Below are 23,342 nucleotides of genomic sequence, written 5' to 3' on the forward strand. Positions count from 1 at the left end.
ATCCGCTGCGTGAAAGCTACCGGCACCTTCTCTGTGAGCAATTTCGTCCCGACCGAGGTGGTGCCCGATCCCACCATCGCTACCGCGTTGCCGGTCGGCGTCGCCCTCATCACCAAGCAGTTCGCCGGCGCGATCGACGGCCGCTCCTCCACGATCTTCACCGCCGCGTTCGACCAGGCCACGGGCATGGGCAGCTACACGGCGATGGAGTCGTTCGAGGGCGCGCTCGACGGTGTCGCGGGTACCTTCAACTTCCTGCACGTCGCGAGCACCACCGGCGCGGACCGCACGAACGAGTTCTGCGTGATCGTTCCGCACAGCGGCACCGGTGACCTCGCGGGCATCACGGGCACGGGCGGAATCGGCGTGGACGCCGACGGCACGCACCACATCTGGTTCGACTACGACCTGGGTTGAGCCGCTCGGGCGAGTTGCGCGGTGAGCGTGCCGCGCGCGGTCGCCAAGGAAGGCCCGTACCAGGTGAGGGCCCGGCCCTCCACCAGCGCGACCGGGATATCCGGAAACGCCTCGGGCCCATCGTATTCGGTGAAGACATACGGCTCGTCGGGCAGCACCGCGAGGTCGACGCCCACGGTCAGCTCGGCCTCGGTGAGGCGCGGATAGCGGTCGGGCCGATCGGCATGCACCAGCCGCAGGCCCAGGCGGTGCGCGATGTCTCCGGTGAACGTGTTCCGGCCGACCACCATCCACGGATCGCGCCAGACCGGAATGACGGCGGCTCGGGCCGGTTCGGGCGGCGGTGTCGCCCAGGAGGATTCGGCTTCGGCCAGCCATGCCGGAACACCGGCGCCGAGCACGTCCACGCAGAGCCGGGTGAGCGAGACCATGGCCTCGTCGACCGTCTCCACCTCGGTGACCCACACCGCGACGCCGGCCGCGCGCAGCCGCTCGACATCGATGCGGCGGTTCTCCTCTTTGTTGCACAGCACCAGGTCCGGGGCGAGTTCGATGACGCGCCGCACGTCCGGGTTCTTGGTCCCGCGGACCCGTTCGACCTCCAGATCGGCGGGGTGCGTGCACCATTGTGTGGCGGCGACCAGGACTTCCGAGCAGGTGCGCGCCACCGCCTCGGTCAGCGACGGAACGAGCGACACCACCCGGCGCGGGGGTGTGCGGAGGTCCACGAGGGTACCGAGGTCGTCGCGAGGCAACCCGGACGCTGGGCTCTTCCCTGCCATACGGTCAGCCTATAACAGGGGATCTGCGCTGTTCGGCGCTCTTTCCGGCGGGAAGAGGCCAGGGGCGACCGCTGGACAAGTTCGGCGCAAGGGCAGCGTCCGGGCGTCAGTGGGGCAGTTCCGTGCCGAGTTCCGCTGCGCGAGACTGGATAGCGGCACCCGGCGTCGGGAAGTCTCCGGTCCCTTCGCTCCGCCGGTATCGATCCCGCCCCGACAGACCGGCGGTAACCGACAGCCCCGACGCCGGGTGCCTACCAACGTCAGCGGTCGAACAGCCGATAGAGCGCGGTGAGCTCGCGCAGGCCGGTCGCGGCGGTCGTCTCGTCGGCCGAGGTCATCCGCAGCGCCTTGCGCAGCAGCATCGGATCCAGATCCTCCGGGGCCGGGCGGAATTCGACGGCGGGCAGGTCCGGCAGTGGGATGCGCTCACCGTAGGGGTCATCGGAAGCAGGCGCTCGCGGCTCGCGTTCGATGCCGCCGATCAGGGTGTCCAGGTCGAGCCCGCGGAGAGTCAGGATCTCGCGCGGGTGTTCGTCGAGCCGCTCGGCCAGCAGGTAGCAGACCGCGGCCACGTGCTTGCACGGCCAGCCGGGGTCCGGGCAGGTGCAGGTGAAATCCAGCTCCGCCGCGGTGCTCGGCAGCAGCACCGGTCCCAGCCCGCTCGGCAACGCGCCCGAGGCGATCTCGGCGAGCATGCCCGGAGCCGAGCGGATGGTCTCGATGAGTTCCTCGAGTTCGTCCTCGCGCAACGGGCGCACGGTGAACACCGCGGTGAAGGGTCGCGGTTGGCTGCCCTGCACTTCCGCCGTCACCGCCCCCGGCTCGATCCGGTAGTTCACCACCTGACCGGACCTGGCGTAATTGCGGCCGCGCGCCAGCCGGCCGGGCTCCGCCATCCGCTCCACCGATTCCACCAGCGCCTTGCCCCACCAGGTGCGCCCGAAGCCGCCGCGCCTGCTGCGAGCTTCCACGCCACCGCGCACCGGCAGCTTCTTGCCGTACTCGGAGTAGTCGACGAAAGGACTCATTCGCCCACCGCCGCCGCGCCGAGGGTGAACAGGTCGCGCAGTTCGTCGGTGCTCAGCTCGGTGATCCAGTTCTCTCCCGCGCCAACGGCCAGGTCGGCGAGTTGCCGCTTGCCGTTGATCATCTCGTCGATCCGCTCCTCGATCGTGTCCACGCAGACCAGCTTGCGCACCTGCACATTGCGCCGCTGGCCGATCCGGAAGGCGCGGTCGGTGGCCTGGTTCTCCACCGCGGGATTCCACCAGCGGTCCAGGTGCACCACGTGATTGGCGGCGGTGAGGTTGAGCCCGGTGCCGCCGGCTTTGAGCGACAGCAGCATCAGCGGCGGGCCGTCCGGCGCCTGGAATCCGGTGACCATCGCGTCGCGCTTCTTCTTCGGCACGCCGCCGTGCAGGAACGGGATCGCGGTGCCGAACCGTTCGGCCAGGTAGGGCGCGACCAGTTCGCCGAATTCCCGGAATTGCGTGAACAGCAGCGCCTTCTCGCCGTCGGCCAGCACCGCGTCCACGACGTCCTCGACGAGGGCGAGTTTGCCGGAACGGTGCGCCCCGCGGTGCAGCACACCCGACCCGTCGCCCAGGAAATGCGCGGGATGGTTGCACACCTGCTTGAGCCGGGTGAGCGCACCGAGCACGGCGCCTTTGCGCGCCATGCCCTTGGCGTCCTTGATCTTGGCCAGCATGTCGTCCACGACCGCCTGATAGAGGGCTGCCTGCTCGACGGTGAGGTTGGCCCGCACGGTCATCTCGAGTTTCTCCGGCAGGTCGCTGATCACCGTGGGGTCGGTCTTCACCCGGCGCAGCACGAACGGCTGGGTGAGCCAGCGCAGGCGGCTGATCGCGTTCTGGTCGCGTTCGCGTTCGATGGGCACCGCGAAGCGGGCGCGGAACGACTGGGCGCTGCCGAGCACCTTCGGCATCGCGAAATCCATGATGGAGCGCAGTTCTTCCAACCGGTTCTCCACCGGAGTGCCGGTCAGCGCCAGCCGATGCCGCGCGGGCAGCGACCGCGCCGCCCGCGCCTGTCGCGTTCCCGCGTTCTTGATGTGCTGCGCTTCGTCCAGGACCACGCGGTCCCAATCCTGCCTGCCGAGTTCCTCGGCGTCGCGAGCGAGCAGCGCGTAGGTGGTGATTACCAGATCCGCGGCGGCGACCGCCTCGTCGAGGTCGGCGCCTGCTCGCCGTCCCGCGCCGTGGTGCACCCACACCCGCAGGTCGGGCGCGAACCGTTCCGCCTCGCGCTGCCAGTTGCCGACCACCGACATCGGGCACACCAGAAGGGTCGGGCCGGGCCGCTCCGGCTCGGACGCGGTCTCGCGCTCGTGGACCAGCAGGGCGAGCACCTGGACCGTCTTGCCAAGGCCCATGTCGTCGGCAAGGACCGCGCCGCACCCCATCCTGCTCATGGTGGCCAGCCAGGCCAGGCCGCGTTCCTGGTAGGGGCGCAGCTGGGCCTTCAGGCCGACGGGCGGGGCGAGCGCTTCGGGCTCGCGCGTGCGATCGAGCAGGTCCTCCACCCATCCCGAGGCCGTGACCTCGGTGATCGGCACCTGCGGCACCCGGGAGACCGCGATCTCGCCGAGCATGTCCGCGAAGGTGACCGGAGAGTCGTCGGCATGCGCGGCGACATACCGGGCCGCGGCGGCCAGCGCCTTGTGATCGGCTTGCACCCACTGGCCGCGCAGCTGGACCAGATCGGACTTGCCGCGCACCAGGCGTTCCATCTCGGCCCGGGTCAGCACCATGTCGCCCAGCGCCAGCTCCCAGCGGTAGGACACCAGGCCGCGCAGACCGACCGTGCTCTGCGCGGCGGGCACCGCGCTGTCCACCCGCAACCGCATGCTCGGCTCCGCGACACTCCAGGCGCGCGGCAGCAGCAACCGCACCCCCGCGGCGTGCAGGGCGTTCGCACCGTGCGCGACCAGATCGAGCACCACTTCCGTGGGCAGCAGCAGATCCATGCTGCGCGGATCGCTCGGCAGATCGCGCAACCTCGGATACGCGCGCTTGGCCGCCCCGAGCTTGTCCCCCGCGATCCGCACCAGATTCGGATCTTCGTGTAGCGGGATCGTTCTGGGCGCCTCACCGGTCAGGCGCAGGCAGACCTCCAGCCGCCACAGCGCCACCGATTCGTCGGCGAGGCCCAGTTCGCCGTCCGGTTCCAGCAGCCGCAGCACCAGTTCCGGCTCGTCGCCGGTCAGACTGGCCCGCCAGCGCTCCAGCACCTCGGCGACCTGATAGCTGCCGTTGTCCAGCGGAGTGTCACCGACCAGGGCGGCCACCAGGGGATGCGGCGAGGCCGGCGGTTCGGCCAGTGACCGGGCGATCGGATCGGTCAGTTCGGTGACCATGTCGTCGAGCAGCGCGGCCGGACGCCCGGCCACCCGCAGCGCCTCCGGCATGGCGACCGCCAGTTCGGCCAGCCAGGCCCGTTGCCGCTCCCCGCCGACCAGCCGCCAGCGCACCCACCACTGGCCGTCCTCCCTGCGCAGATCCGGCACGACACGCCCGGCGCGCACCCAGCGTTCGATGCCACGGGCGACGTGCGCGAGGTAACGCAGATCCCCGGACACCAGCTCGACCGGCAGCCGCTGCCGGAGGGCCTCCGCCGCCGCGACCGGAGCCAGCGCGTGCGCACGGACCCGCTCGGTACCGGCGACGCCGTTCGCGACGGCCAGGACCTCGGCACGGTGCCGGAACTTCGACGCCCGCAGCACGCGGCCCAGCGGATCGGGCAACTCCGCGGACGTCGCGGCGACCGGTGCGTCGTGCCAGAGCAGCAACCCGGATCCTGGCGACCACAGTCCGTGCAGCATCACCCCATCCAAGCAGGCGGCTCCGACACGGCCGCGCACACCGCGGCCCGAGCGTTGTGGATTTCTGCGCGATACCGGAACATACTGGAATATCCGCAGGTCATCGCAGAATAATCGCAGCTCGGCGTCAACGAAGCGGAGGAAGCAGCATGACAATTCTGCTCCAGGTTCTCGAGCAGAGCTTCACACCGACGACCGCGTGGGAACGGCGCAAATTCACCTTCGTGCATGCCGACAAGATCGTCGGCATGCGGCTGGACGGGCAGTGCGGCGTATGGCTGGACCTGTCGCGTCCCGGCGAATCCCAGCGGCTGGCCCGCACCGCCGACCCGCGCGAGGCGATCACGTTCCTGCTCACCACCTTCGCCAAGCTCGCCGAATGCGAGGAGCGCGGCGGCTCGTGGGTGATCGGGCACGACGGAACGCATATCGAGTCGATCGCGGCCACCCGGTTCCCGCCGCGCGCCAGCGAGGTCACCGACGACGACCTCCTGGCGCGCGCCTGGCTGTAGGGGCCTTACAGCGGCGGGTCAGCTACCTGTCGCTACCGGCCGTTTCGGATCGTTCGACCACTGCGACCACGACCCGGGATACAACGCCGCCTCCACACCGACGATGGCGAGCGCCGCCACCTGGTGCGCCGCTGTGACGCCGGAACCGCAGTACACGGCCACCGGCCCGGATCCGAACCCGGCGAAACGGTCGCGCAGTTCCGGTACCGCGCGGAAGCGCCCCTCGGCGTCGAGATTGTCGGCGGTCGGGGCGCTGAGCGCACCGGGGATGTGCCCCGCACGGGGGTCGATCGGCTCCACGTCACCGCGGAAGCGCTCGCTCGCGCGGGCATCCAGCAGTACGCCCTTCCAGCGAGCGGCCGCGTCGGCGTCGATCACGGGCAGATGGCCGGGACTCAATTCGACATCTCCGGGCTCCGGGTCGGGCTCGGCGCCGGTCGCGACGGAGCCGCCCGCGTCCACCCAGGCGGGCAACCCGCCGTCGAGGATGCGCACGTCCGCGACTCCCGCCCAGCGCAGCAGCCACCAGGCGCGAGCGGCGGCCATGCCACCGGTGGCGTCGTAGACGACCACCCGATCGCCCTGGCGCAGACCCCAGCTGCGCGCGCACTTCTCCAGTTGCGCGAGATCCGGTAGCGGATGCCTGCCGCGCGCCGGCGACGGCGGCGCGGCCAGTTCGATCTCCAGGTCGACGAACACCGCACCGGGAATGTGACCGTCGAGATAGTGCTGCGGGCCGTCCGGGTCGCCCAGTGCCCATCGGACGTCCAGCAGCCGAAGCCGCTTGTCCGCCAACGCTTCCCGAAGCTCTCCCGGTGAGATCAGTACCGCGCTCAACTCAGCTCCTCGTCCCGAATGACGTCCTCGCGCACCGACTCCCCCACCCTACGCACCGGATGTGCCGATGTCGCCGTACTCTCGCCTCGCGTGCCACCGGCCGGTCCAAGTCAGTCCAGTTTCGCGGCACTGGCAGGCGACACACCCTCGTGACCAGCGGCAATATCCGACCGATGTCGAACCTTTCCGCCGAAGCCACCCCGACACCGGCGCCCGAACGGCCGCCGGCCGGAGCGGCGCCGGCGATCGGCGCGGGCATGGTGACCGCGCTGGTCGGTTTCACCAGCTCGTTCGCCGTGGTGCTGAGCGGGTTGACCGCGGTGGGCGCGAGCCCCGCGCAAGCCGCGTCGGGCCTGCTCGCGCTGTGCGTCACGCTGGCGATCGGCATGATGGCGCTGAGCTACCGCTACCGGATGCCGATCACGCTGGCCTGGTCCACGCCGGGCGCGGCGCTGCTGGCCGGGGCGGGCGCGGTGGCAGGTGGCTGGCCCGCGGCGATCGGGGCGTTCGTGATGGCGGGAGCGCTGATCGTGCTCACCGGACTGTGGCAGCGGCTGGGCGGGCTGGTGGCGGCGATCCCCGTGGAGATAGCGCAGGCCATGCTGGCCGGGGTGCTGCTGCCGCTGTGTCTGGCTCCGGTCCGGGCGGTGCAGACGAGTCCGGCGGTGGTGGCGCCGGTGATCCTGGTCTGGCTGGTGTTGCAACGGTATGCCCAGCGGTGGGCCGTGATCGCCGCCTTCGTGACCGCCGCGGCCGGAGCCGCGATCAGCATCGTGGCGGGGCACCGGCACCTCGACGTCGGCGCGATGGCGCCGCGGCTGGAACTGACGCTGCCGCACTGGAGCTGGCAGGCGCTGATCGGCGTCGCGATCCCGCTCTACATCGTCACCATGGCGTCGCAGAACATCCCGGGCACCGCGGTGCTGGCCTCCTTCGACTACCGGGTGCCCTGGCGCGCGGCGATGACCGTCACCGGACTCGGCACCGTGATCGGCGCGCCCGCGGGCGGGCACGCGATCAATCTCGCCGCCATCAGCGCCGCGCTCTCGGCGGCCCCCGCGGCGCATCCGGACCCGAAGCGGCGCTGGATCGCCGCGTTCACCGCGGGCGCGTCGTATCTGCTGCTCGCACTGGGCTCGGCCGCGCTGGTCACGCTGATCGCGACCGCTCCGGCGGGCACGCTGGAAACCGTCGCCGGTCTCGCGCTGCTGGCCACCCTGGGCGCGGCCCTCGGGGCGGCACTGCGCTCCGAGCACCGCGAGGCGGGCGTCGTGACCTTCCTGATCGCCGCCTCCGGGGTCGGCTTCGCCGGCATCGGCGCCGCCTTCTGGGCGTTGCTCGCGGGGTTGATCGTGCGAAAGGTGCTGCGCTAGCTACGCAAACCCTGCGGACGCCGGTCGCACGCGCCGCGCTACTCGGTCGAGGCGCGCTACTCGGTGAGCGCGGCCTGGAAGCGGCGCATTCCGTCGAGCCAGCGATCGTAGTCGGAACCCTTGTGGCGGTACATCTTCAGCACCTCGGGATGCGGGAGGATCAAGAAGCGCTCGTCGGCCACCCCGGCGAGCACGATCTCGGCGACCTCCTCCGGGGACAGCACCGCGCCCGCGCTGGTGACGGCCTTCACCGCGAGTTCCGCCTCGGCGGCGTGCTCCGGCGGAACGAGGCCGCCGTGCAGCAGCCGCGTGTCCACGCCCATCGGGCACACGCAGCTCACCCGGACCCCGCGGTCGCCGTAGGTGACCGAAAGCCACTCCGCGAAACCGACGGCCGCGTGCTTGGACACCGCGTAGGGCGCCGATCCGAGCTGGGTGAGCAATCCCGCCGCCGACGCGGTGGCGACGAAGTAACCGCCGCCCCGCGCCAGCCATCCGGGCACCAGCAGCCGCGCGGCGCGCACGTGGGCCAGAACGTTGACCTCCAGCGCGGCCGCCCACTGCTCGTCGGTGCTGTCCAGGCCCGCGCCCCCACCGATGCCCGCGTTCGCGAAGTACGCGTCGACCGGACCGAACTCCCTCTCGGCGCGCTCGATCAGCGTGCGGATCACCACCTCCTGGGCCACATCCCCGCCGACCGCGACCGCGCCCGGCCCCAGAGGCTCCGCGACCCGCGCCGCACTCGCCTCGTCGAGGTCGGCGAGCACCACGCGCGCACCGGCGGCGACGAGCCTGGCGGCCAATGCCGCTCCGATCCCCGCGCCCGCCCCCGTGACAATGGCAACTTTGCCCGAAATCTCCATCCCCGCACCTTAACGGGGCGTCACACCGGACCCCTGCCTGAAAGCCGGCGGCCACCTGCCTACCTGCGGATGCGCGGTGGCGAAAGACGCGCGGCGGCACGACGCTGCCGACACCGGATTCTCGGCGAACCGCGATCAGTCGAGGGCCTCAGCTGGAATTCGCCAGGCGGTCCAGCAGCGGAGCGGTGCGCGGGCCCACCAGTTCGCGCATCACCAGCGCCATGTTGGTCCGCTCGACGCCGGGGATCTTGAGGATCTGTCCGGCGATGCGATACAAGTCGTCGGCGTCCCTGGCGACCACCCGCACCGTGAGATCGGTGAGCCCGGTCATGCCGCACACCTCGGTCACCTCGGGCACCTCGGCGAGTTCGTCCACCACGGAGTCGAGGCGGTGCTGGTCGACGACGACCGCGACGAACGCCGCCAGCGGATAGCCGAGCGCGCGGGGCTCGACGCGCCGCTCGAAGCTGCCCAGCACGGCCCCGGCCTCCCAGCGGGACAACCGGGCCTGCACGGTGTTGCGGGACAGGCCGAGCCGCGCGGCCAGCTCCACGCCCGTCGCCCGGGGGTTGGCGACCAGTTCCAGTAACAGCCTGGCGTCGGTGGCGTCCAGGCTCACGCCGGCGTTTTCTCTGGTCATACCACGCAGTATGACATCCGGCCGCCGATCGCAATTGAGCATTCTGCTCATCGACCGGTCGGCCACTTGCGCAGTTCGCATCTAGGGGGATGCTGTGAGGTAGGACACATCAGCGATGTGTCGACCACCTGGTGAGGAGGCGAACACCATGCCGGGCAAGCCTGAGCTTCCGGTGCAGTTGGTGCAGCCGGACGGCCGCCGCGTCCTCGATCGCGAGCACGCGGCGCTCGTCGCCGACGTCGGGCCCGACGAGTTGCGGGCGCTGTACGAGGACATGGTGGTCGCGCGCCGGATCGACGTCGAGGCCACCACGCTGCAACGCCAAGGCCAGCTCGGCCTGTGGGCGCCCATGCTCGGACAGGAGGCCGCCCAGGTCGGCTCCGCGCACGCGCTGCGTCCCGACGACTACGTCTTCTCCAGCTATCGGGAGACGGCGGTGGCCTACTGCCGAGGCGTGCCGCCCACCGATCTCACCCGCCTGTGGCGCGGCGTAGCCCACCATTGCTGGGATCCGCACGCGGTGAACATGACCAACCCCAATATCGTGGTCGGCTCCCAGGGCCTGCACGCGACCGGTTACGCGTTCGCGGCGCACCTGGACGGCGCCGAGATAGCCACCATCGCCTACTTCGGCGACGGCGCCAGCAGCCAGGGCGATCTGGCCGAAGCGCTCGGGTTCGCCGCGACCTGGAGCGCACCCGTCGTGTTCTTCTGCCAGAACAACCAGTGGGCGATCAGTGCCCCGGTGCGGGTGCAGAGCGCGACGCCGATCGCCCGCCGCGCCTACGGCTACGGCATGCCGGGCAGGCAGGTCGACGGCAACGACGTGCTCGCCGTACTCGCCGTCACCAGGCAGGCGGTGGCCAGGGCGCGCTCCGGTGGCGGCCCGTCGTTCATCGAGGCACTCACCTACCGGATGGGTCCGCACACCACGGCGGACGATCCCACCCGTTACCGCTCGGCCGCCGAGACCGAGCAGTGGGCGCGGCGCGATCCGATCGACCGGATGCGCAGGCTGCTCGAGTGCGAGGGCCACTGGAACGACGCGTTCGCGAGCCGGGTCGCCGAGCGGTCGGACGCGGTGGCCCGAGCGGTGCGCGCCGCGACCATCGACACACCCGATCCCGCGCCGAGCGAGCTGTTCGAGCACGTCTACACCACCCCGCATCCGCTGATCACCGAACAGCGGAGGGCGTACACGGAGTACCTGGCCGGCGATCCCGGCGGGGCCTCCGCCCGAGGAGAAGGAGTCCCGCGATGATCACCACCTTCGCCGCCGCGCTCAACACCGGCTTGCGCCGCGCGCTGGAGGACGATCCGAAGGTCCTGCTGATGGGCGAGGACATCGGCCGCCTCGGCGGGGTGTTCCGGGTGACCGACACGTTGCAGAAGGACTTCGGCGACAACCGCGTCATCGATACGCCGCTGGCCGAATCCGGCATCATCGGAACGGCTTTCGGCATGGCGCTGCGCGGATACCGGCCGGTGTGCGAGATCCAGTTCGACGGTTTCGTCTATCCCGCCTTCGACCAGATCGTCTCGCACGTCGCCAAGATCAACTATCGAACGCAGGGAAAAGTGCACGCTCCCTTGACGATTCGCATCCCGTTCGGCGGCGGCATCGGTTCGGTGGAGCACCACTCCGAATCACCAGAGGCCTATTTCGCGCATACTGCCGGGTTGCGCGTGGTGACACCGAGCAACCCGGCCGACGCGTACGCGATGATCCGCCGGGCGATCGCACTGGACGATCCGGTCATCTTCTTCGAGCCCAAGCGCAGGTACTGGGACAAGGCCGACGTCGACTTCGCCGCACTCGACCGCGACGGCGGCCTGCCGCTGGATCGCGCGCGCGTGTGCGCCACGGGATCGGACGCTACCGTCGTCGCCTACGGCGGGACCGTGGCCACCGCGCTGTCGGCCGCGGGAATCGCCGCGCGAGAAGGCCACTCGCTCGAGGTGATCGACCTGCGCAGCCTGTCACCGATCGACTTCGACACCATCGAGGAGTCGGTCGCCAAGACGGGGCGGCTGATCGTCACGCACGAGGCGCCGGTATTCGCCGGGCTCGGCGCCGAGATCGCCGCGCGGATCACCGAACGCTGCTTCTACCACCTGGAAGCGCCCGTGCTGCGCGTCGGCGGATTCGACATCCCCTACCCCCCGGCTAAGCTCGAGAAGCACCATCTGCCCGATCCCGACCGCATTCTCGACGCGGTCGACCGCTCCCTCGCCGCGTGAGGCGGGGTTCGCCGTAGTGAGAGGTGCCGCGTGGAAAACCCTGCCCGCCAGGACCTTCCGTCGTCCGTGCTGGAGTTCCGGCTGCCGGACCTCGGGGAAGGCCTTGCCGACGCCGAACTGGTGTCGTGGGCGGTGGCCGTGGGCGACGTCGTCGAGTTGAACCAGACGATCGCCGACGTGGAGACGGCCAAGGCGGTCGTCTCGTTGCCGTCGCCGTTCGCCGGTCGGGTGGTCGAATTGCTGGCGCGGCCGGGTGACACCGTCGCGGTCGGCGCGCCGCTCATTCGCGTGCGGGCAGCCGGAGCGGACGACGCGGCGAGCGACACGGGCCGCACTTCCGTCCTGGTCGGCTACGGCCCCGAAGCGGAAGCGACGTCGCGGCGGCGTCCCGTCGGGCCGCCCTCGGACAGCGTTTCACCGCCCGGCGAGGCGGACACCGAGCCGCGACGACCGGGCAACGCGGCAGCGACACCCGCCGCGCGAAAGCTGGCGCGCGAACTCGGCTTGGATCTGTGGTTCATCGCGGGTTCCGGGCCGGGCGGCGCGGTCACCGTCGAGGACGTGCGCGGCGCGGTGCCCGTCTCACAGCCCCATCCGGCCGCTCCGGCCGCCGTGCCCGGCGCGGACAGCGAGGCGGTCCGCCCGTCCGTGCGCGAGGAACGCACTCCGATCAGCGGCATTCGTAAGCGCACCGCGACGGCGATGTCGAACAGCGCGCGCACCATTCCGCAGGCCGCCGCGTTCGTCACCGTAGACTGCACCGCGTCGATGGAACTCCTCGATCATCTGCGCAGCACGAAATCCTTCGCGGGCCTGACTTTGACGCCGCTGGCGCTGGTCGCCAAGGCGGCACTGGCCGCGCTCGCGGACTTTCCCGGCATGAACGTCTGCTGGGACGAGGCCGCTGGGGAGATCGTCACCAAGCACTACGTCAACCTGGGCATCGCGGTGGCCACCGAGCGCGGCCTGCTGGTCCCGAACATCAAAGAGGCGCAAACGCTGAGCCTGCGCGACCTGGCCCGCGAGATCGCCTGGCTGGCCGAGACCGCACGCGCGGGCGGCGCGACGACCGCCGAACTGCGCGGCGGCACGTTCACCATCACCAACATCGGCGTCTTCGGCGTGGACACCGGCGTCCCGCTGGTCAACCCGGGCGAGTCCGCGATCCTGTGTCTCGGTTCGATCCGCAAGCGGCCGTGGGTCGTACGCGACGAGATCGCGGTCAGGTGGGTGACCACCCTCGGCGTCGGCTTCGACCACCGCATGATCGACGGCGAGCAGGCGGCCCGCTTCCTGGCCACCACCGCGGGATTCCTGGAGGACCCGCTCACCCTGCTCGGCCGGGCGTGACCCGGCGTTCAGTCGGTGACGAGCGCCGTCGCGGCGGTGCGGATGACCTCCGGGATCTCGACCGGTTTGCGGGTCTCGGCATCCACGTAGACGTGCACGAAGACACCGGTGGCGGACAGTTCCAGCCCGCCGTCGGCCTCCCGGAAGATGGCCAGATCGTAGGTGATGCTGGAGCGGCCGAGCCGGGAGACGCGCAAGCCGACCTGCAACTGGTCCGGGAAGCTGATCGAGCCTTGGTACTGGCAGGAGGTCTGCGCCACCACGCCGAGCGCGGGCAGTTCGCGGATGTCGGTTCCGGTGGCGTGCATCAACCACGCGTTGACCGCGGTGTCGAAGTACGAGTAATAGGTCACGTTGTTCACGTGCCCGTAGTGGTCGTTGTCGGCCCACCGGGTCGGCACCGGCCAGAGCACCGGATACTGCTGCGTCACCCGGCCGACGATAGCTCAGGAGGACGATGCGGTATCCATCGCGCCGCGTGCGGGACCCTACGTGGCTACGCGCGCTCCCTCCTCCGGGCCCGACCGCACACGGCGGTATCCATCGCGCCGCGTGCGGGACCCTACGTGGCTACGCGCGCTCCCTCCTCCGGGCCCGACCGCACACGGCTGAATCCATCGCGCCGCGTGCGGGACCCTACGTGGCTACGCGCGCTCCCTCCTCCGGGCCCGACCGCACACGGCTGTGCCGGTGGTCGCGCGGAGAGACGCCGAAGTGCCGTTTGAACGCCGTGCTCAGCGCGAAGGCGCTGCCGTACCCGACCTGGCGGGCGATGGCCTCGATGGTGGCGTCCGATTCTTGGAGCAGGTCGGCGGCCAGCGCCAGCCGCCATTCGGTGAGGAACGCCATCGGCGGCTCGCCCACCAGATCGGTGAACCGGCGCGCCAGCGCGGCCCGCGACACACCCACCGCCTCGGCCAGGCCCGCGACCGTCCAGCCATGCGCCGGATTGTGCTGGAGCAGGCGCAGGGCCTTGCCGACCAGCGGGTCACCGTAGGCGTGGTACCAGGCGGGCGCGTCGTTGCGGGCGAACCAGGCGCGCAGCGCGGCGATCAGCACCAGGTCCAGCAGGCGATCCAGCACCGCGCTCTGCGCGGGCTCGTCCTTGGCCACCTCGTCGACCAGGATGTCCAACACCCGGCTGTCGAACTCGCCGCGCCGCAACACCAGCACCGACGGGAGCGCGCGCAGCAGGCGCTGGCCTGCCGCGCCCGCGGACTCGTAGGTTCCGGTGACCATCAGGGTCGCCCCGTCCGGGTCGGTCCCCCACTGCCGAACCCCCAGGCTGAGTGTCTCGCAGAGGATCTCACCCTGCGGCGTCTTCGTCACCTGACCGGGATGGATGACGATCTGCGGTTCGGTCGCCGGGTCGTCGGCCACCGTGTACGGCGCGGGCCCGCGGAAGATCGCGACGTCGCCCGCGCCCAGCTGCCGCGGCGCGCCCTCGTCGGTGACGATCCACGCGCCACCGCGGATCATCGACAACACGGTCAGCGGGGCCTCGTCCTGGATGCGCAGCGACCACGGCGGATTCAGCAGCGAACACATCAGGAACGCGCCGCGGGCGCGGGGGCCTTCGAGCAGACTTGCGAGCGCATCCACATGTCCAGAGTAGACGATTGCGCATGTTTATGCGCCGCCGAGCCAAGATGCGTCTCTACCGCGACGGCGTGCCCGCGCGGTGGCGAAGAGAACCGTCAGCGGAAATCCGGAATGTCGCGGCCTCTCGAGACGTTGAAAACATAAACAGACCCGCTCGCGGACGTGGCGCGCAGAGCCGAGCGTCACGCAAGGTCGCACGACCAGGTCAACGATGCCCTGGACCGCCGCCGCGGGCGGGGCTGGCCAGATCGGACGATCCGTCGGTACCGTCGAAATGGTGTTGAGCCCGACGGTCGATCGTCCGATCCGCGTCGCGCGCGCCGCGGTGTTCACGGTCTTCGCGTTGAACGGCTTCCTGCTCGCCATGTGGGTGGTGCACATCCCGGTCATCACCGACCGCACGGGCGTCTCCAAATCCATGCTGGGCATGTTCATCCTGCTGATGTCCGGTGCGGGCATCGCCGGAATGCGGCTGGCGGGTCCGCTCGCCGATCGGTTCGGCAGCAGGACGCTGGTCGGCACGGCCGCGTGCATCGCGTCGGTGGCGGTGGTCGGCCCCGGCCTCGCCACCGGACCGTTCACCCTGGCAGTCGCCCTGTCCTGTTTCGGTTTCGGCAACGGCGCGCTGGACGTGTCGATGAATACCCAAGCGGTGCTGGTGGAACGGGCCTACCGGCGTCCGATCATGGCCGCTTTCCACGCGCTGTTCTCCGGCGGCGGCCTGCTCGGTTCACTGCTCGGCGCCGCCACGCTGCGGGCGGGCTGGGATGTCCGGGTGACGCTGGTCCTGGCCGCGGCGAGCTGCGTCGCGCTGACCCTCACCCTGGTGCCGCGGTTGCTGCGGGAAGCCAGGCACAGCGCGGAAGCGGCGGCGCACCCCGGCCTCGCGACCGTGCACGCGACCGACCGTGACGACACACCGTCACACCACGACTCGACAGCGCACGACAGCGCTTCGTCCCGGCACGACGTCATGCCGATCGGCCCTGACGCCGCGCCGCCGCCGGATCAGCCCGGCCGTGACCGGATGACCGGCGATCACGGCCGAAAGGTATTCGCGCTGGCCGCGATCGCCTTCGCGTTGCTGCTGGCCGAAGGCGTGGCCGCCGACTGGAGCGCGTTGCAGCTGCGTGAGCATCTCGGCGCCGACGCGGCGACCGCGGCGCTGGCCTTCGGCGCCTTCTCCGCCACGATGACGATCGGGCGTTTCGGCGCCGACCGGGTCAGCCACGTCTTCGGCCGGGTCGCGGTGGTGCGCTACGGCTCGCTCATCGCGGCCGCCGGCCTGGCGGTGATCGTCGTCTCGCCGTGGATTCCGCTGACACTGCTGGGCTGGACCATGGCCGGGCTCGGACTCGCGGGCGGGATTCCGCAGATCTTCACCGCGGCGGGGAATCTCGGCTCCACCAGGGCCGCCACCGACATGTCGCGGGTATTCAGCATCGGTTATCTCGGACTGCTCGCCGGTCCCACGGTCATCGGCTGGCTCACCGCCGTGATGTCACTGACCACGGCGATGGTCGTGCCGATGGTCGCCATACTGCTGTGCTGCCGGTACGCGAACGTCGTCGCGACGCCGCGCGCGCAGTGACCGGCTCACGGACTCAACGCCAGCTCGACCATCGGCACCGCCTCGATGCCCGTGCCCGTGGCTTCCTCCACTATCCGGCCCAGATTCCGGTATGACCGCGGGTGGATGCGCCGGTAGTCGTCGAGGACGACGGCGGACTCGTCCGGGCGCAGCACCCGGGACACCGCCGCGACCCTGTAGCGCGCGCCGATACTCACACGACAGCGCGGATCGGCGGTGAGATTGCGGAACCACTGCGCCTGCGCACCGAATCCGGACGCGATCACCACGCGGTCTCGACTCGGCCGCGCGACCGTCTCGAGCACCACATAGCGTGGACGGCCCGAGCTGCGGCCGATGTGCTCCAGCAGCAGGAGCCGCCCTCCGAACAAGACTCCGAGCCGGGCGCGGAAAATCGTGATCGGCGCGCGCACAAACCATCTCGTCCGCAGCAGCCGCGCGCCGATGCTCGTCATCGTTTCAGGCCGGCCGTGCACTACTTGGGTGGTACCAGGCACAGCGTGATCGGCTCGGGCTTGGGGTAGACGATCGTGTCGTTCTCGGTCGCCTTCGCCCCGCACGCGGATTTGTCCGCGGTGCCGCGCACGATCCGGCCGATCTTGAAGTCCGCCGTCGACCCACAGGCCACCTTGGTGCTGGCGCCGAGGAAACCGCCGTCGATGCAGTCGCCTTCCTTGACGTTCAGCCGCAGGCACAGCGTGTATTCGTTGCTGCCGGTCTGGTAGTAGCTGGCGTAGTCCTTGGTGGCGCAGTCCGCGTTCGCGCCGTCGAGCCGTTGCGCCACCACGTAATTGGCTTCGGCATCGGAGCATTCCTTGGTTTCGAACTCCGCTTTGACGGTGGTACCCGACAGCTTCGCGCACTGACCGATATCGATCTTCTCACCGTCCGAACGAAACACGGTGCGACCGCCGATGACCAGCAGGCCGATCACCACGACCACACCCAACACGGCGAGGATCTTGCCCACTCCGCCACCGCCGCTCCGATTCTGCTGCGGTGGCGGTCCCGGCGGCGGGAAACCTCCACCGGGGTAGCCCGGCTGCTGCGGGAACCCTCCCTGTGGCGGATAACCCGGCTGCGGCTGACCGGAGTAGCCGGGCTGCGGGTAGCCCTGTGGCTGGCCCGGCTGGCCCGGCTGGCCCGGAAAGCCTTGCGGCGCACCGGCCGGTTGCTGGGGATAACCGGGCTGCCCCGGCGGTGGGTAACCGGGCTGCCCTGGTGGTGGATAGCCGGGCTGCCCTGGCTGCGGATGGTTCGGTGGTGTCGTCATGGATCCCCTCCCCGGGTCTCGCGTGGTTCCGTGCGCGCAGGCGACGGGCGAACCCATGGAATCTAGCCGATCACCGCGAGCCCCGCCGGACCGGTGAACCGCCGCAACGACTTCGGCGCACGCCAGTTCTCACAGATACAGTCCCGGATTGACCGCATCCCGCGCTACGGCATCAATCCTGGCCTCGCCGTCGCGCACCGCCACGAGCTCGGCCAAGGTCGCGCCGTCCGGATAAGCGCCTGCCTCGCACCGCTGCTCCCGGTCCAGCCAGGCCGCCGCCTCCACGCCGGACAGCCGCCCGATCTCGATCCGCGCCAGGCACCGGCCCGGCCGCGTCACCGCCGGGTGCAGGCGCGACAAGTCCTCGTTGGTGGTGATGGCGACGAGCACGTCCCGGCCCTGGCCGAGCATGCCGTCGGTCAGGTTCAACAGCCGCGAGAGTCCCTGCCCTGCCGCCTCCTTGGCTTCGCCACGGATCAGCTCGTCGCAGTCTTCCAGGACCAGCATCCGCCAGCGGGGCGCGCCCTCGTCGGCATTGTCGACGCCCGCGGCCACGTCCATCAGATAGCCGGGCTTACCGAACATCACCTCGGGATCGAGCACGCAATCGAATTGGCACCAGGCGCCCCAGGCGCGCGCCAGCGCGCGCAGCGCCGTGGTCTTTCCCGTACCGGGAGGTCCGTGCAGCAGCACCAGGCGGCCGCGGACGTCGGCGGCGGTGAGCGACATCAGGCGATCCATCGCGGTGGCGACCTCGCCCGTGTAGTTACCGCGGATCGACGACCACTCGGGCGCCGAGATCGAGCGCGCACGCCGCTGCGGGCCGTGGGTGTTCATGTGCCAGAAGCCCATCTCCACGGTGTCGCCCACCTCCGGCGGCGCCGCCGCGTCCCGGATGGCCTCGGCGAGCAGCTCGTCCGCGAGCGTCTCGCTGACAGCGGTGACCTCGACCATCGCCGAACCGCCCGACCAGCGCACCGACCGCAGCGACCAGCCGGGACCCACCACCAGCGTCGCCCCGCTGTCGTTGTCGCGCACCGTGCGCATTACGCGGCCACGGCCGGGACGCAGCGGCGCTTCCGGCCGCACCCGCTCCAGATGCGCGGTGCGCGCGCACGGGTGATCGCCGCGCAGGAACGGACCGAGCGCGAGGGCATCGATCGCGTCGCGGATCGAGTACGTGGAATCGACTACGACGGTCCACGGCAGCCGCTCGGCGGGATCGGCCGAGGGCTCCCCGGGACCGATCAACCGAAGAGGCTCATGACGTGCGGACACCCGGAGAATGATCCGGGGCGGCCTGCCGCGATGTCCATCGAATTACGAAAGCGCCCCTGCACCGGAAGGGTGCAGGGGCGCTTCGCGGGAACCTCCGGCCTACAGCGCCTTCAGTTCCTCGGTGACCGCTCCGACGGACTTCTTGGCGTCGCCGAACAGCATGGAGGTGTGGTCGGCGTAGAACAGCGGGTTGTCGATACCGGCGAAACCACTGTTCATCGACCGCTTGAGCACGATGACACTCTTGGCCTGGTCGACGTTGAGCACGGGCATGCCGTAGATCGGGCTGGAGGCGTCCTCGCGGGCGGCGGGGTTGGTGACGTCGTTGGCGCCGATCACCAAGGCGACATCGGTGCGATTGAATTCGCCGTTGATGTCGTCCATTTCCTTGAGCGCGTCATAGGACACCTCGGCCTCGGCCAGCAGCACGTTCATGTGCCCCGGCATACGACCGGCGACCGGATGGATGGCGTATTTGACCTCCACACCCTTTGCCTCCAGCAGCGAAGCCATCTCCTTGACCGCGTGCTGCGCCTGCGCGACCGCCATACCGTAACCGGGCACCACGATCACCTGATTGGCGTACGCCATCTGGATCGCGGCGTCCGCGGCGGAAGTGGCCTTGGCCTGCTTCTGCTCACCGCCCGCGCCGCCGGGCGCGGCACCGCCGCCACCGAAGCCGCCCGCGACGATCGCCGGGATGGACCGGTTCATCGCCTTGGCCATCAGGTTGGTCAGGATGGTGCCCGACGCGCCGACGATCATGCCCGCGACGATCATCGCGGTGTTGTTCAACGCCAATCCCGCCGCGGCGGCCGACAATCCGGTCAGCGCGTTGAGCAGCGAGATAACCACCGGCATGTCCGCGCCGCCGATCGGCAACACCACCATCAATCCGAGCACACCGGCTGCCACCAGCACCGCGATCATCCACAGCTGCGACACCCCCGCACCGGTGGCGCCGACGCCGATCACCACCGCCGCGGCGACCGCGCCGAGCAGCAGCAGCAGGTTCAACGGTTGCTGCAATCTGCCGATCCCGATCGGGCGGCCGGGCAGGATCTCCTGCAGCTTCCCGAACGCGATCAGCGAACCCCAGAACGACACCGAACCGATGATCGCCGCGAACAGCGACCCGATCACGATGTGCACGGTCGGTTCCTCGTCGAAGCGCGAGAAACCCTGGGAGTTGATGAATTCCGACCACGCGATCAACGCGACCGTGCCACCGCCGACACCGTTGAACGCGGCCACCAGCTGCGGCATCGCGGTCATCTTGGTGTACTTCGCGGGCGGCACACCCAGCACGACACCGACCACCAGACCGGCGACGATGAGAATCCAGTTGTCGGTGTGCCGGATCGAGATCAGCGTCGCGACCACCGCCAGCGCCATGCCCACCGCGGCGATCAAGTTGCCGCGCACCGCGGTCTTCGGGCCGGTCAATCCCATCAAACCGTAGATGAACATGCCGAAGGCGATGATGTAGAGACCGTTCACCAGATAGGTGACGTTGTCGAAGGTGTGCATCACTCACCCGCCTTCTGCGCAGCAGCGGGCTTCTTGCCCTTGAACATCCCCAACATCCGGTCGGTCACCACGAAACCACCGATCACGTTCAGGGTTCCGAACACCACAGCGACGAACAGGATGATCTGCGTCAGGATCGACGGGTCCTGCACATTACCCAGCGTGACCAGCGCGCCGAGCACCACGATGCCGTGAATGGCATTGGTGCCCGACATCAACGGCGTGTGCAGCGTGTTCGGGACCTTGGAGATCACCGCGAAACCGACGAACCCGGACAGCACCAGGATCGCGATATTCGCCAGCAATTCGGTATACATCAGTTCTCCACCTTCGCCTCGGTCGCGTCGTTCACCTGCGCCGACTCCGCCGATTCGGTCGCGTCCGCCGAGTCGGCCGCGGCACGGGTGACGCAGGAATCCGCCAGCACCTGGTCGCTGAAGTCGGGCGCGAGCTTGCCGTCGACCAGCATCAGCTCCAGCAGCGCCGCGATGTTCTTCGAGTACAGCTCCGAGGCGTGCTCGGGCATGGTGGCGGGCAGGTTCAACGGCGAGGCGATGGTCACCTCGTGCTTGACCACGGTCTGTCCGGGCTCGGTCAACTCGCAGTTGCCGCCGGTCTCACCGGCCAGATCGACGATCACGCTGCCCGGCTTCATGCCCTCGACCGCCGCGGCCGTCACCAAGCGCGGCGCGGGACGCCCCGGCACCAGCGCGGTGGTGATCACCACGTCGAAGCCCTTGATCGCGTCTTCCAAAGCCCGCTGCTGCTCGGCCTTCTCCTCGTCGGTGAGCTCGCGGGCGTACCCGCCCTCACCGGCGGCGTCGATCCCCAGATCCAGCCACTGCGCACCCACCGACCGCACCTGATCGGCGACCTCGGGACGCACGTCGTACCCGGTGGTCCGACCACCGAGGCGCTTCGCGGTCGCCAGCGCCTGCAAACCCGCCACGCCCACACCCAGTACCAGCACGGTCGCGGGCTTCACTGTGCCTGCGGCGGTGGTCAACATCGGAAAGAACCGCGTCGACTCCGACGCCGCCAGCAACACCGCCTTGTATCCCGCCACATTCGCCTGCGAGGACAACGCGTCCATCACCTGCGCGCGCGAGATCCGCGGAATCGCCTCCACCGCGAACGCTTGCACCCCCGCCGACTTCAGCGCGCCGATCTGATTGTCGGCGTTGCGCGGCGCGAGGAAACCGATCAGCGTCTGCCCCGACGACAGCTTGGCCACCTCGGCGTCACTGGGCGGGGCGACCTTCACCACCACATCCGCCGACCACGGATCACCGATCGTCGCGCCCGCCTCCACATACGCTTCGTCGGGAATGAGCGCGCCCTGTCCGGCCCCGGACTCGACGACGACCTCCACGCCCTGCTTCACCAGGCTGGGGATGATCTTCGGCACCAATGCGACACGTCGCTCGCCCGCGTTCGATTCGCGAACGACACCGACACGCGCGCCGCGCGGCGATGGATCGCCTACGCTCTGCGTTGTCTCCACTTGTCAGACTTCCTTCTCTTACCGAGCTTCAGGCAACGGGTAGACGACCGGACGATGTTACCGTCGAGTAAGTTCGCCCAAATCCTCGCAACTGTACCTGGCCGGCCGTGAGCCTAGCTGAGATGCCCGTCACACACGCCGGGCGATTCGCGCCGGTGCGCCGGGGGTTCCCCGGTCGCCACGGAGCGAGCCGTCTTTCATCGAAGCCGCGGTCGACCCATTTTCCTTCTCGCTCTGTGATCGTGGTCGCCGCAGGTGAACACGGCAAGACCGTACGTAAAAGTCTGTTACCAACCTCGAGGTGGGGGCCTGATCGGAGGCCCGGCGTCCCGGTGAGCGGACGTGCGCGTCCTGCCGAACGACGCTCCGGGGGTGTTCCGCTCGGCTCGTACGCCGTATGGTCCAGCGTGTGAACGACTGCGTCTTCTGTCGCATCGTGGCAGGCGAGGCGCCGGCGGCGAAGGTGTACGAGGATGACGCGCTCTGCGCGTTCCTCGACATCCGGCCGGTCGCCCGCGGGCACACGCTGGTCATACCGAAGCGGCACGCCGCCGAGTTGGAGGACCTCGACGCCGAACTCGGCGCGCGGATCTTCCGGGCCGGGCACCGGCTCGCACTGGCCGTCCGGCGCAGCAGCCTCGCCGCCGACGGCGCCAACCTGGTACTCAACGACGGAACCGCCGCGTTCCAGACCGTGCCGCACGTCCACCTGCACGTGATCCCGCGCAGGCACGGCGACAAGCTACGGTTCGCCAAGGGATTCCTGCTGCGGCGCCCGCACGATCCGGTGACCACCGCCGCGGCCATCCGGGACGGCATCGCCGCATTGGACGACGAGGGCGAACGCCCGGAAAAGGAAATCGACGGATGACCGAGACGTTCGATCGGGCCACGCTGATCGACCTGCTGGCACGGCAATGGGACGTGATCGACGCGCTGGTCGCTCCGCTGGACGAGGACCGCTGGCGCACCCCGTCGTCGCTGCCCGGCTGGACCGTGTTCGACGTCCTCGCGCATATGGTCGGCACCGAGTCCTGGCTACTGGGTGACCGCCCGCCCGCCCACGACCCCACCACCGCGAAGACCGATGTGCGCACGCTTCCCTACGTGCGCAACGAGACCGCGGTGCTCAACGAGATCTGGGTGGACCGGTTGCGCCCGCTGTCCGGGGCCCGGCTGCTCGAGTTCTATCGCGACGTCATCGCGCGCAGACGCGCCGCGCTCGCGGCCATGGGCGAGGACGAGTGGGAGAAGGAGATCGTCTCGCCGATCGGGCAGGTGACCTACGGCAGGTTCATGCGGGTGCGGTTGTTCGACTGCTGGATGCACGAACTCGACATCGCCGACGCGCTCGGCGTGCCGGTGGAAGAGGGCGGGCCACGCGGCGAGCTGGCGTTGGCGGAGTTCGCGGGCAGCATCCCGCGCGTGGTGGCGAAGAAGGGCGAGGCGCCGGACGGCGCGCGGATCACCTTCGCGCTGACCGGCCCCCTGGCCAAGACCCTGCACATCGAGGTGGCGGGCCGGGCGCGCTACGTGGACGGATTCGACGAACCCGCCACGGTCGAGATCGGCCTGGACTCGAGGCTTTTCGTGCGGCTCGGCGGCGGTCGGACGACCGCCGAGGAGCACCTGGACGAGATCACCATCCGGGGCGACGCCGAACTCGGGCAACGCATCGTGCGCCACCTGGCCTTCACCATCTGATCCG

The 23,342-nt window shown here is 69.9% G+C and carries 23 protein-coding genes; 9 read left to right on the plus strand and 14 right to left on the minus strand.

Annotated features, from left to right (window positions below):
- Positions 1-9 precede the first annotated feature (9 nt).
- Complete coding sequence (locus ACGF7Y_RS31315) at positions 10-417, plus strand: DUF3224 domain-containing protein (protein ID WP_393240163.1); 408 nt, start codon at positions 10-12, stop codon at positions 415-417.
- Here the strand turns inward: ACGF7Y_RS31315 and ACGF7Y_RS31320 are convergent.
- From ACGF7Y_RS31320 to ACGF7Y_RS31330, 3 genes are all read right to left on the minus strand, one after another.
- On the minus strand, positions 402-1,199 hold the full coding sequence (locus tag ACGF7Y_RS31320; protein WP_393240166.1) for a helical backbone metal receptor: 798 nt from the start codon (positions 1,197-1,199) through the stop codon (positions 402-404). The two genes, ACGF7Y_RS31315 and ACGF7Y_RS31320, sit on opposite strands and share 16 nt — an antisense overlap.
- A 260-nt stretch (positions 1,200-1,459) precedes the next feature.
- Positions 1,460-2,227 (minus strand): SWIM zinc finger family protein, encoded by a 768-nt coding sequence (locus tag ACGF7Y_RS31325; RefSeq protein ID WP_393240168.1) that lies wholly within the window; start codon positions 2,225-2,227, stop codon positions 1,460-1,462.
- A complete protein-coding gene (locus tag ACGF7Y_RS31330) occupies positions 2,224-5,040 on the minus strand; it encodes a DEAD/DEAH box helicase (protein ID WP_393240170.1) in 2,817 nt (938 codons plus the stop codon). Before ACGF7Y_RS31330 ends, ACGF7Y_RS31325 begins: the two co-directional genes overlap by 4 nt.
- 149 nt (positions 5,041-5,189) lie before the next feature.
- Between ACGF7Y_RS31330 and ACGF7Y_RS31335 the strand changes: the two genes are divergently transcribed.
- Positions 5,190-5,552 (plus strand): hypothetical protein, encoded by a 363-nt coding sequence (locus ACGF7Y_RS31335; RefSeq protein WP_040865109.1) that lies wholly within the window; start codon positions 5,190-5,192, stop codon positions 5,550-5,552.
- Between the two features lie 18 nt (positions 5,553-5,570).
- Here the strand turns inward: ACGF7Y_RS31335 and ACGF7Y_RS31340 are convergent, their stop codons facing one another.
- Positions 5,571-6,389, minus strand: a complete 819-nt coding sequence (locus ACGF7Y_RS31340; protein WP_393240173.1) for a sulfurtransferase — start codon at positions 6,387-6,389, stop codon at positions 5,571-5,573.
- 173 nt (positions 6,390-6,562) lie between these two features.
- Between ACGF7Y_RS31340 and ACGF7Y_RS31345 the strand changes: the two genes are divergently transcribed.
- The gene (locus ACGF7Y_RS31345; protein WP_393240175.1) at positions 6,563-7,762 is read left to right on the plus strand and encodes a benzoate/H(+) symporter BenE family transporter; all 1,200 of its coding nucleotides are present in this window, start codon (positions 6,563-6,565) and stop codon (positions 7,760-7,762) included.
- A 56-nt stretch (positions 7,763-7,818) separates the two neighbouring features.
- Here ACGF7Y_RS31345 and ACGF7Y_RS31350 read toward each other — a convergent pair whose 3' ends face one another.
- A complete protein-coding gene (locus ACGF7Y_RS31350; protein WP_393240178.1) occupies positions 7,819-8,625 on the minus strand; it encodes an SDR family oxidoreductase in 807 nt (268 codons plus the stop codon).
- Between the two features lie 148 nt (positions 8,626-8,773).
- Positions 8,774-9,265 carry an Lrp/AsnC family transcriptional regulator gene (locus ACGF7Y_RS31355; RefSeq protein ID WP_393240180.1) on the minus strand — a complete coding sequence of 164 codons (492 nt, stop codon included), beginning with the start codon at positions 9,263-9,265 and terminating at the stop codon, positions 8,774-8,776.
- Positions 9,266-9,413: 148 nt separating this feature from the next.
- Between ACGF7Y_RS31355 and pdhA the strand changes: the two genes are divergently transcribed.
- From pdhA to ACGF7Y_RS31370, 3 genes are read left to right on the plus strand one after another with little or no spacing between them, the layout of a single operon-like run.
- Positions 9,414-10,526, plus strand: coding sequence for a pyruvate dehydrogenase (acetyl-transferring) E1 component subunit alpha (pdhA, locus tag ACGF7Y_RS31360; RefSeq protein WP_393240183.1), 1,113 nt, complete (start codon positions 9,414-9,416; stop codon positions 10,524-10,526).
- Positions 10,523-11,506, plus strand: coding sequence for an alpha-ketoacid dehydrogenase subunit beta (locus ACGF7Y_RS31365; RefSeq protein ID WP_040865105.1), 984 nt, complete (start codon positions 10,523-10,525; stop codon positions 11,504-11,506). The genes pdhA and ACGF7Y_RS31365 overlap by 4 nt, the downstream gene beginning before the upstream one ends.
- 30 nt (positions 11,507-11,536) lie before the next feature.
- The gene (locus tag ACGF7Y_RS31370; protein ID WP_393240186.1) at positions 11,537-12,856 is read left to right on the plus strand and encodes a dihydrolipoamide acetyltransferase family protein; all 1,320 of its coding nucleotides are present in this window, start codon (positions 11,537-11,539) and stop codon (positions 12,854-12,856) included.
- 8 nt (positions 12,857-12,864) lie between these two features.
- Here the strand turns inward: ACGF7Y_RS31370 and ACGF7Y_RS31375 are convergent, their stop codons facing one another.
- Positions 12,865-13,287, minus strand: coding sequence for an acyl-CoA thioesterase (locus tag ACGF7Y_RS31375; protein ID WP_393240189.1), 423 nt, complete (start codon positions 13,285-13,287; stop codon positions 12,865-12,867).
- A 205-nt stretch (positions 13,288-13,492) separates the two neighbouring features.
- Positions 13,493-14,458 (minus strand): AraC family transcriptional regulator, encoded by a 966-nt coding sequence (locus ACGF7Y_RS31380; protein WP_063051752.1) that lies wholly within the window; start codon positions 14,456-14,458, stop codon positions 13,493-13,495.
- Between the two features lie 274 nt (positions 14,459-14,732).
- Here ACGF7Y_RS31380 and ACGF7Y_RS31385 point away from each other — a divergent pair, with 274 nt between their 5' ends.
- Positions 14,733-16,049, plus strand: coding sequence for an MFS transporter (locus tag ACGF7Y_RS31385; RefSeq protein WP_393240319.1), 1,317 nt, complete (start codon positions 14,733-14,735; stop codon positions 16,047-16,049).
- A 5-nt stretch (positions 16,050-16,054) separates the two neighbouring features.
- Here ACGF7Y_RS31385 and ACGF7Y_RS31390 read toward each other — a convergent pair whose 3' ends face one another.
- The 6 genes from ACGF7Y_RS31390 to ACGF7Y_RS31415 form a co-directional block, all read right to left on the minus strand.
- Positions 16,055-16,504, minus strand: a complete 450-nt coding sequence (locus tag ACGF7Y_RS31390; protein ID WP_393240192.1) for a nitroreductase family deazaflavin-dependent oxidoreductase — start codon at positions 16,502-16,504, stop codon at positions 16,055-16,057.
- Between the two features lie 20 nt (positions 16,505-16,524).
- Entirely contained in the window at positions 16,525-17,322 is a 798-nt protein-coding gene (locus tag ACGF7Y_RS31395) for a hypothetical protein (protein ID WP_393240195.1), read from the minus strand.
- Between the two features lie 129 nt (positions 17,323-17,451).
- Complete coding sequence (locus tag ACGF7Y_RS31400; RefSeq protein WP_393240198.1) at positions 17,452-18,600, minus strand: DUF5925 domain-containing protein; 1,149 nt, start codon at positions 18,598-18,600, stop codon at positions 17,452-17,454.
- Between the two features lie 99 nt (positions 18,601-18,699).
- Positions 18,700-20,130: an NAD(P)(+) transhydrogenase (Re/Si-specific) subunit beta gene (locus ACGF7Y_RS31405; RefSeq protein ID WP_393240200.1), complete on the minus strand. Its 1,431-nt coding sequence runs from the start codon at positions 20,128-20,130 to the stop codon at positions 18,700-18,702.
- Positions 20,130-20,447, minus strand: a complete 318-nt coding sequence (locus tag ACGF7Y_RS31410; protein WP_062971051.1) for an NAD(P) transhydrogenase subunit alpha — start codon at positions 20,445-20,447, stop codon at positions 20,130-20,132. Before ACGF7Y_RS31410 ends, ACGF7Y_RS31405 begins: the two co-directional genes overlap by 1 nt.
- A complete protein-coding gene (locus ACGF7Y_RS31415; protein WP_393240203.1) occupies positions 20,447-21,634 on the minus strand; it encodes a Re/Si-specific NAD(P)(+) transhydrogenase subunit alpha in 1,188 nt (395 codons plus the stop codon). Before ACGF7Y_RS31415 ends, ACGF7Y_RS31410 begins: the two co-directional genes overlap by 1 nt.
- A 409-nt stretch (positions 21,635-22,043) precedes the next feature.
- On the opposite strand from ACGF7Y_RS31415, the gene ACGF7Y_RS31420 reads away from it, so the two are divergent.
- Both ACGF7Y_RS31420 and ACGF7Y_RS31425 read left to right on the plus strand, forming a co-directional pair.
- Positions 22,044-22,505, plus strand: coding sequence for an HIT family protein (locus ACGF7Y_RS31420; RefSeq protein WP_393240206.1), 462 nt, complete (start codon positions 22,044-22,046; stop codon positions 22,503-22,505).
- Positions 22,502-23,338 (plus strand): maleylpyruvate isomerase family mycothiol-dependent enzyme, encoded by an 837-nt coding sequence (locus tag ACGF7Y_RS31425; RefSeq protein WP_393240209.1) that lies wholly within the window; start codon positions 22,502-22,504, stop codon positions 23,336-23,338. The genes ACGF7Y_RS31420 and ACGF7Y_RS31425 overlap by 4 nt, the downstream gene beginning before the upstream one ends.
- Positions 23,339-23,342 lie beyond the last annotated feature (4 nt).

Source organism: Nocardia sp. NPDC047654 (genome assembly GCF_043205035.1).
Lineage (GTDB): Bacteria > Actinomycetota > Actinomycetes > Mycobacteriales > Mycobacteriaceae > Nocardia.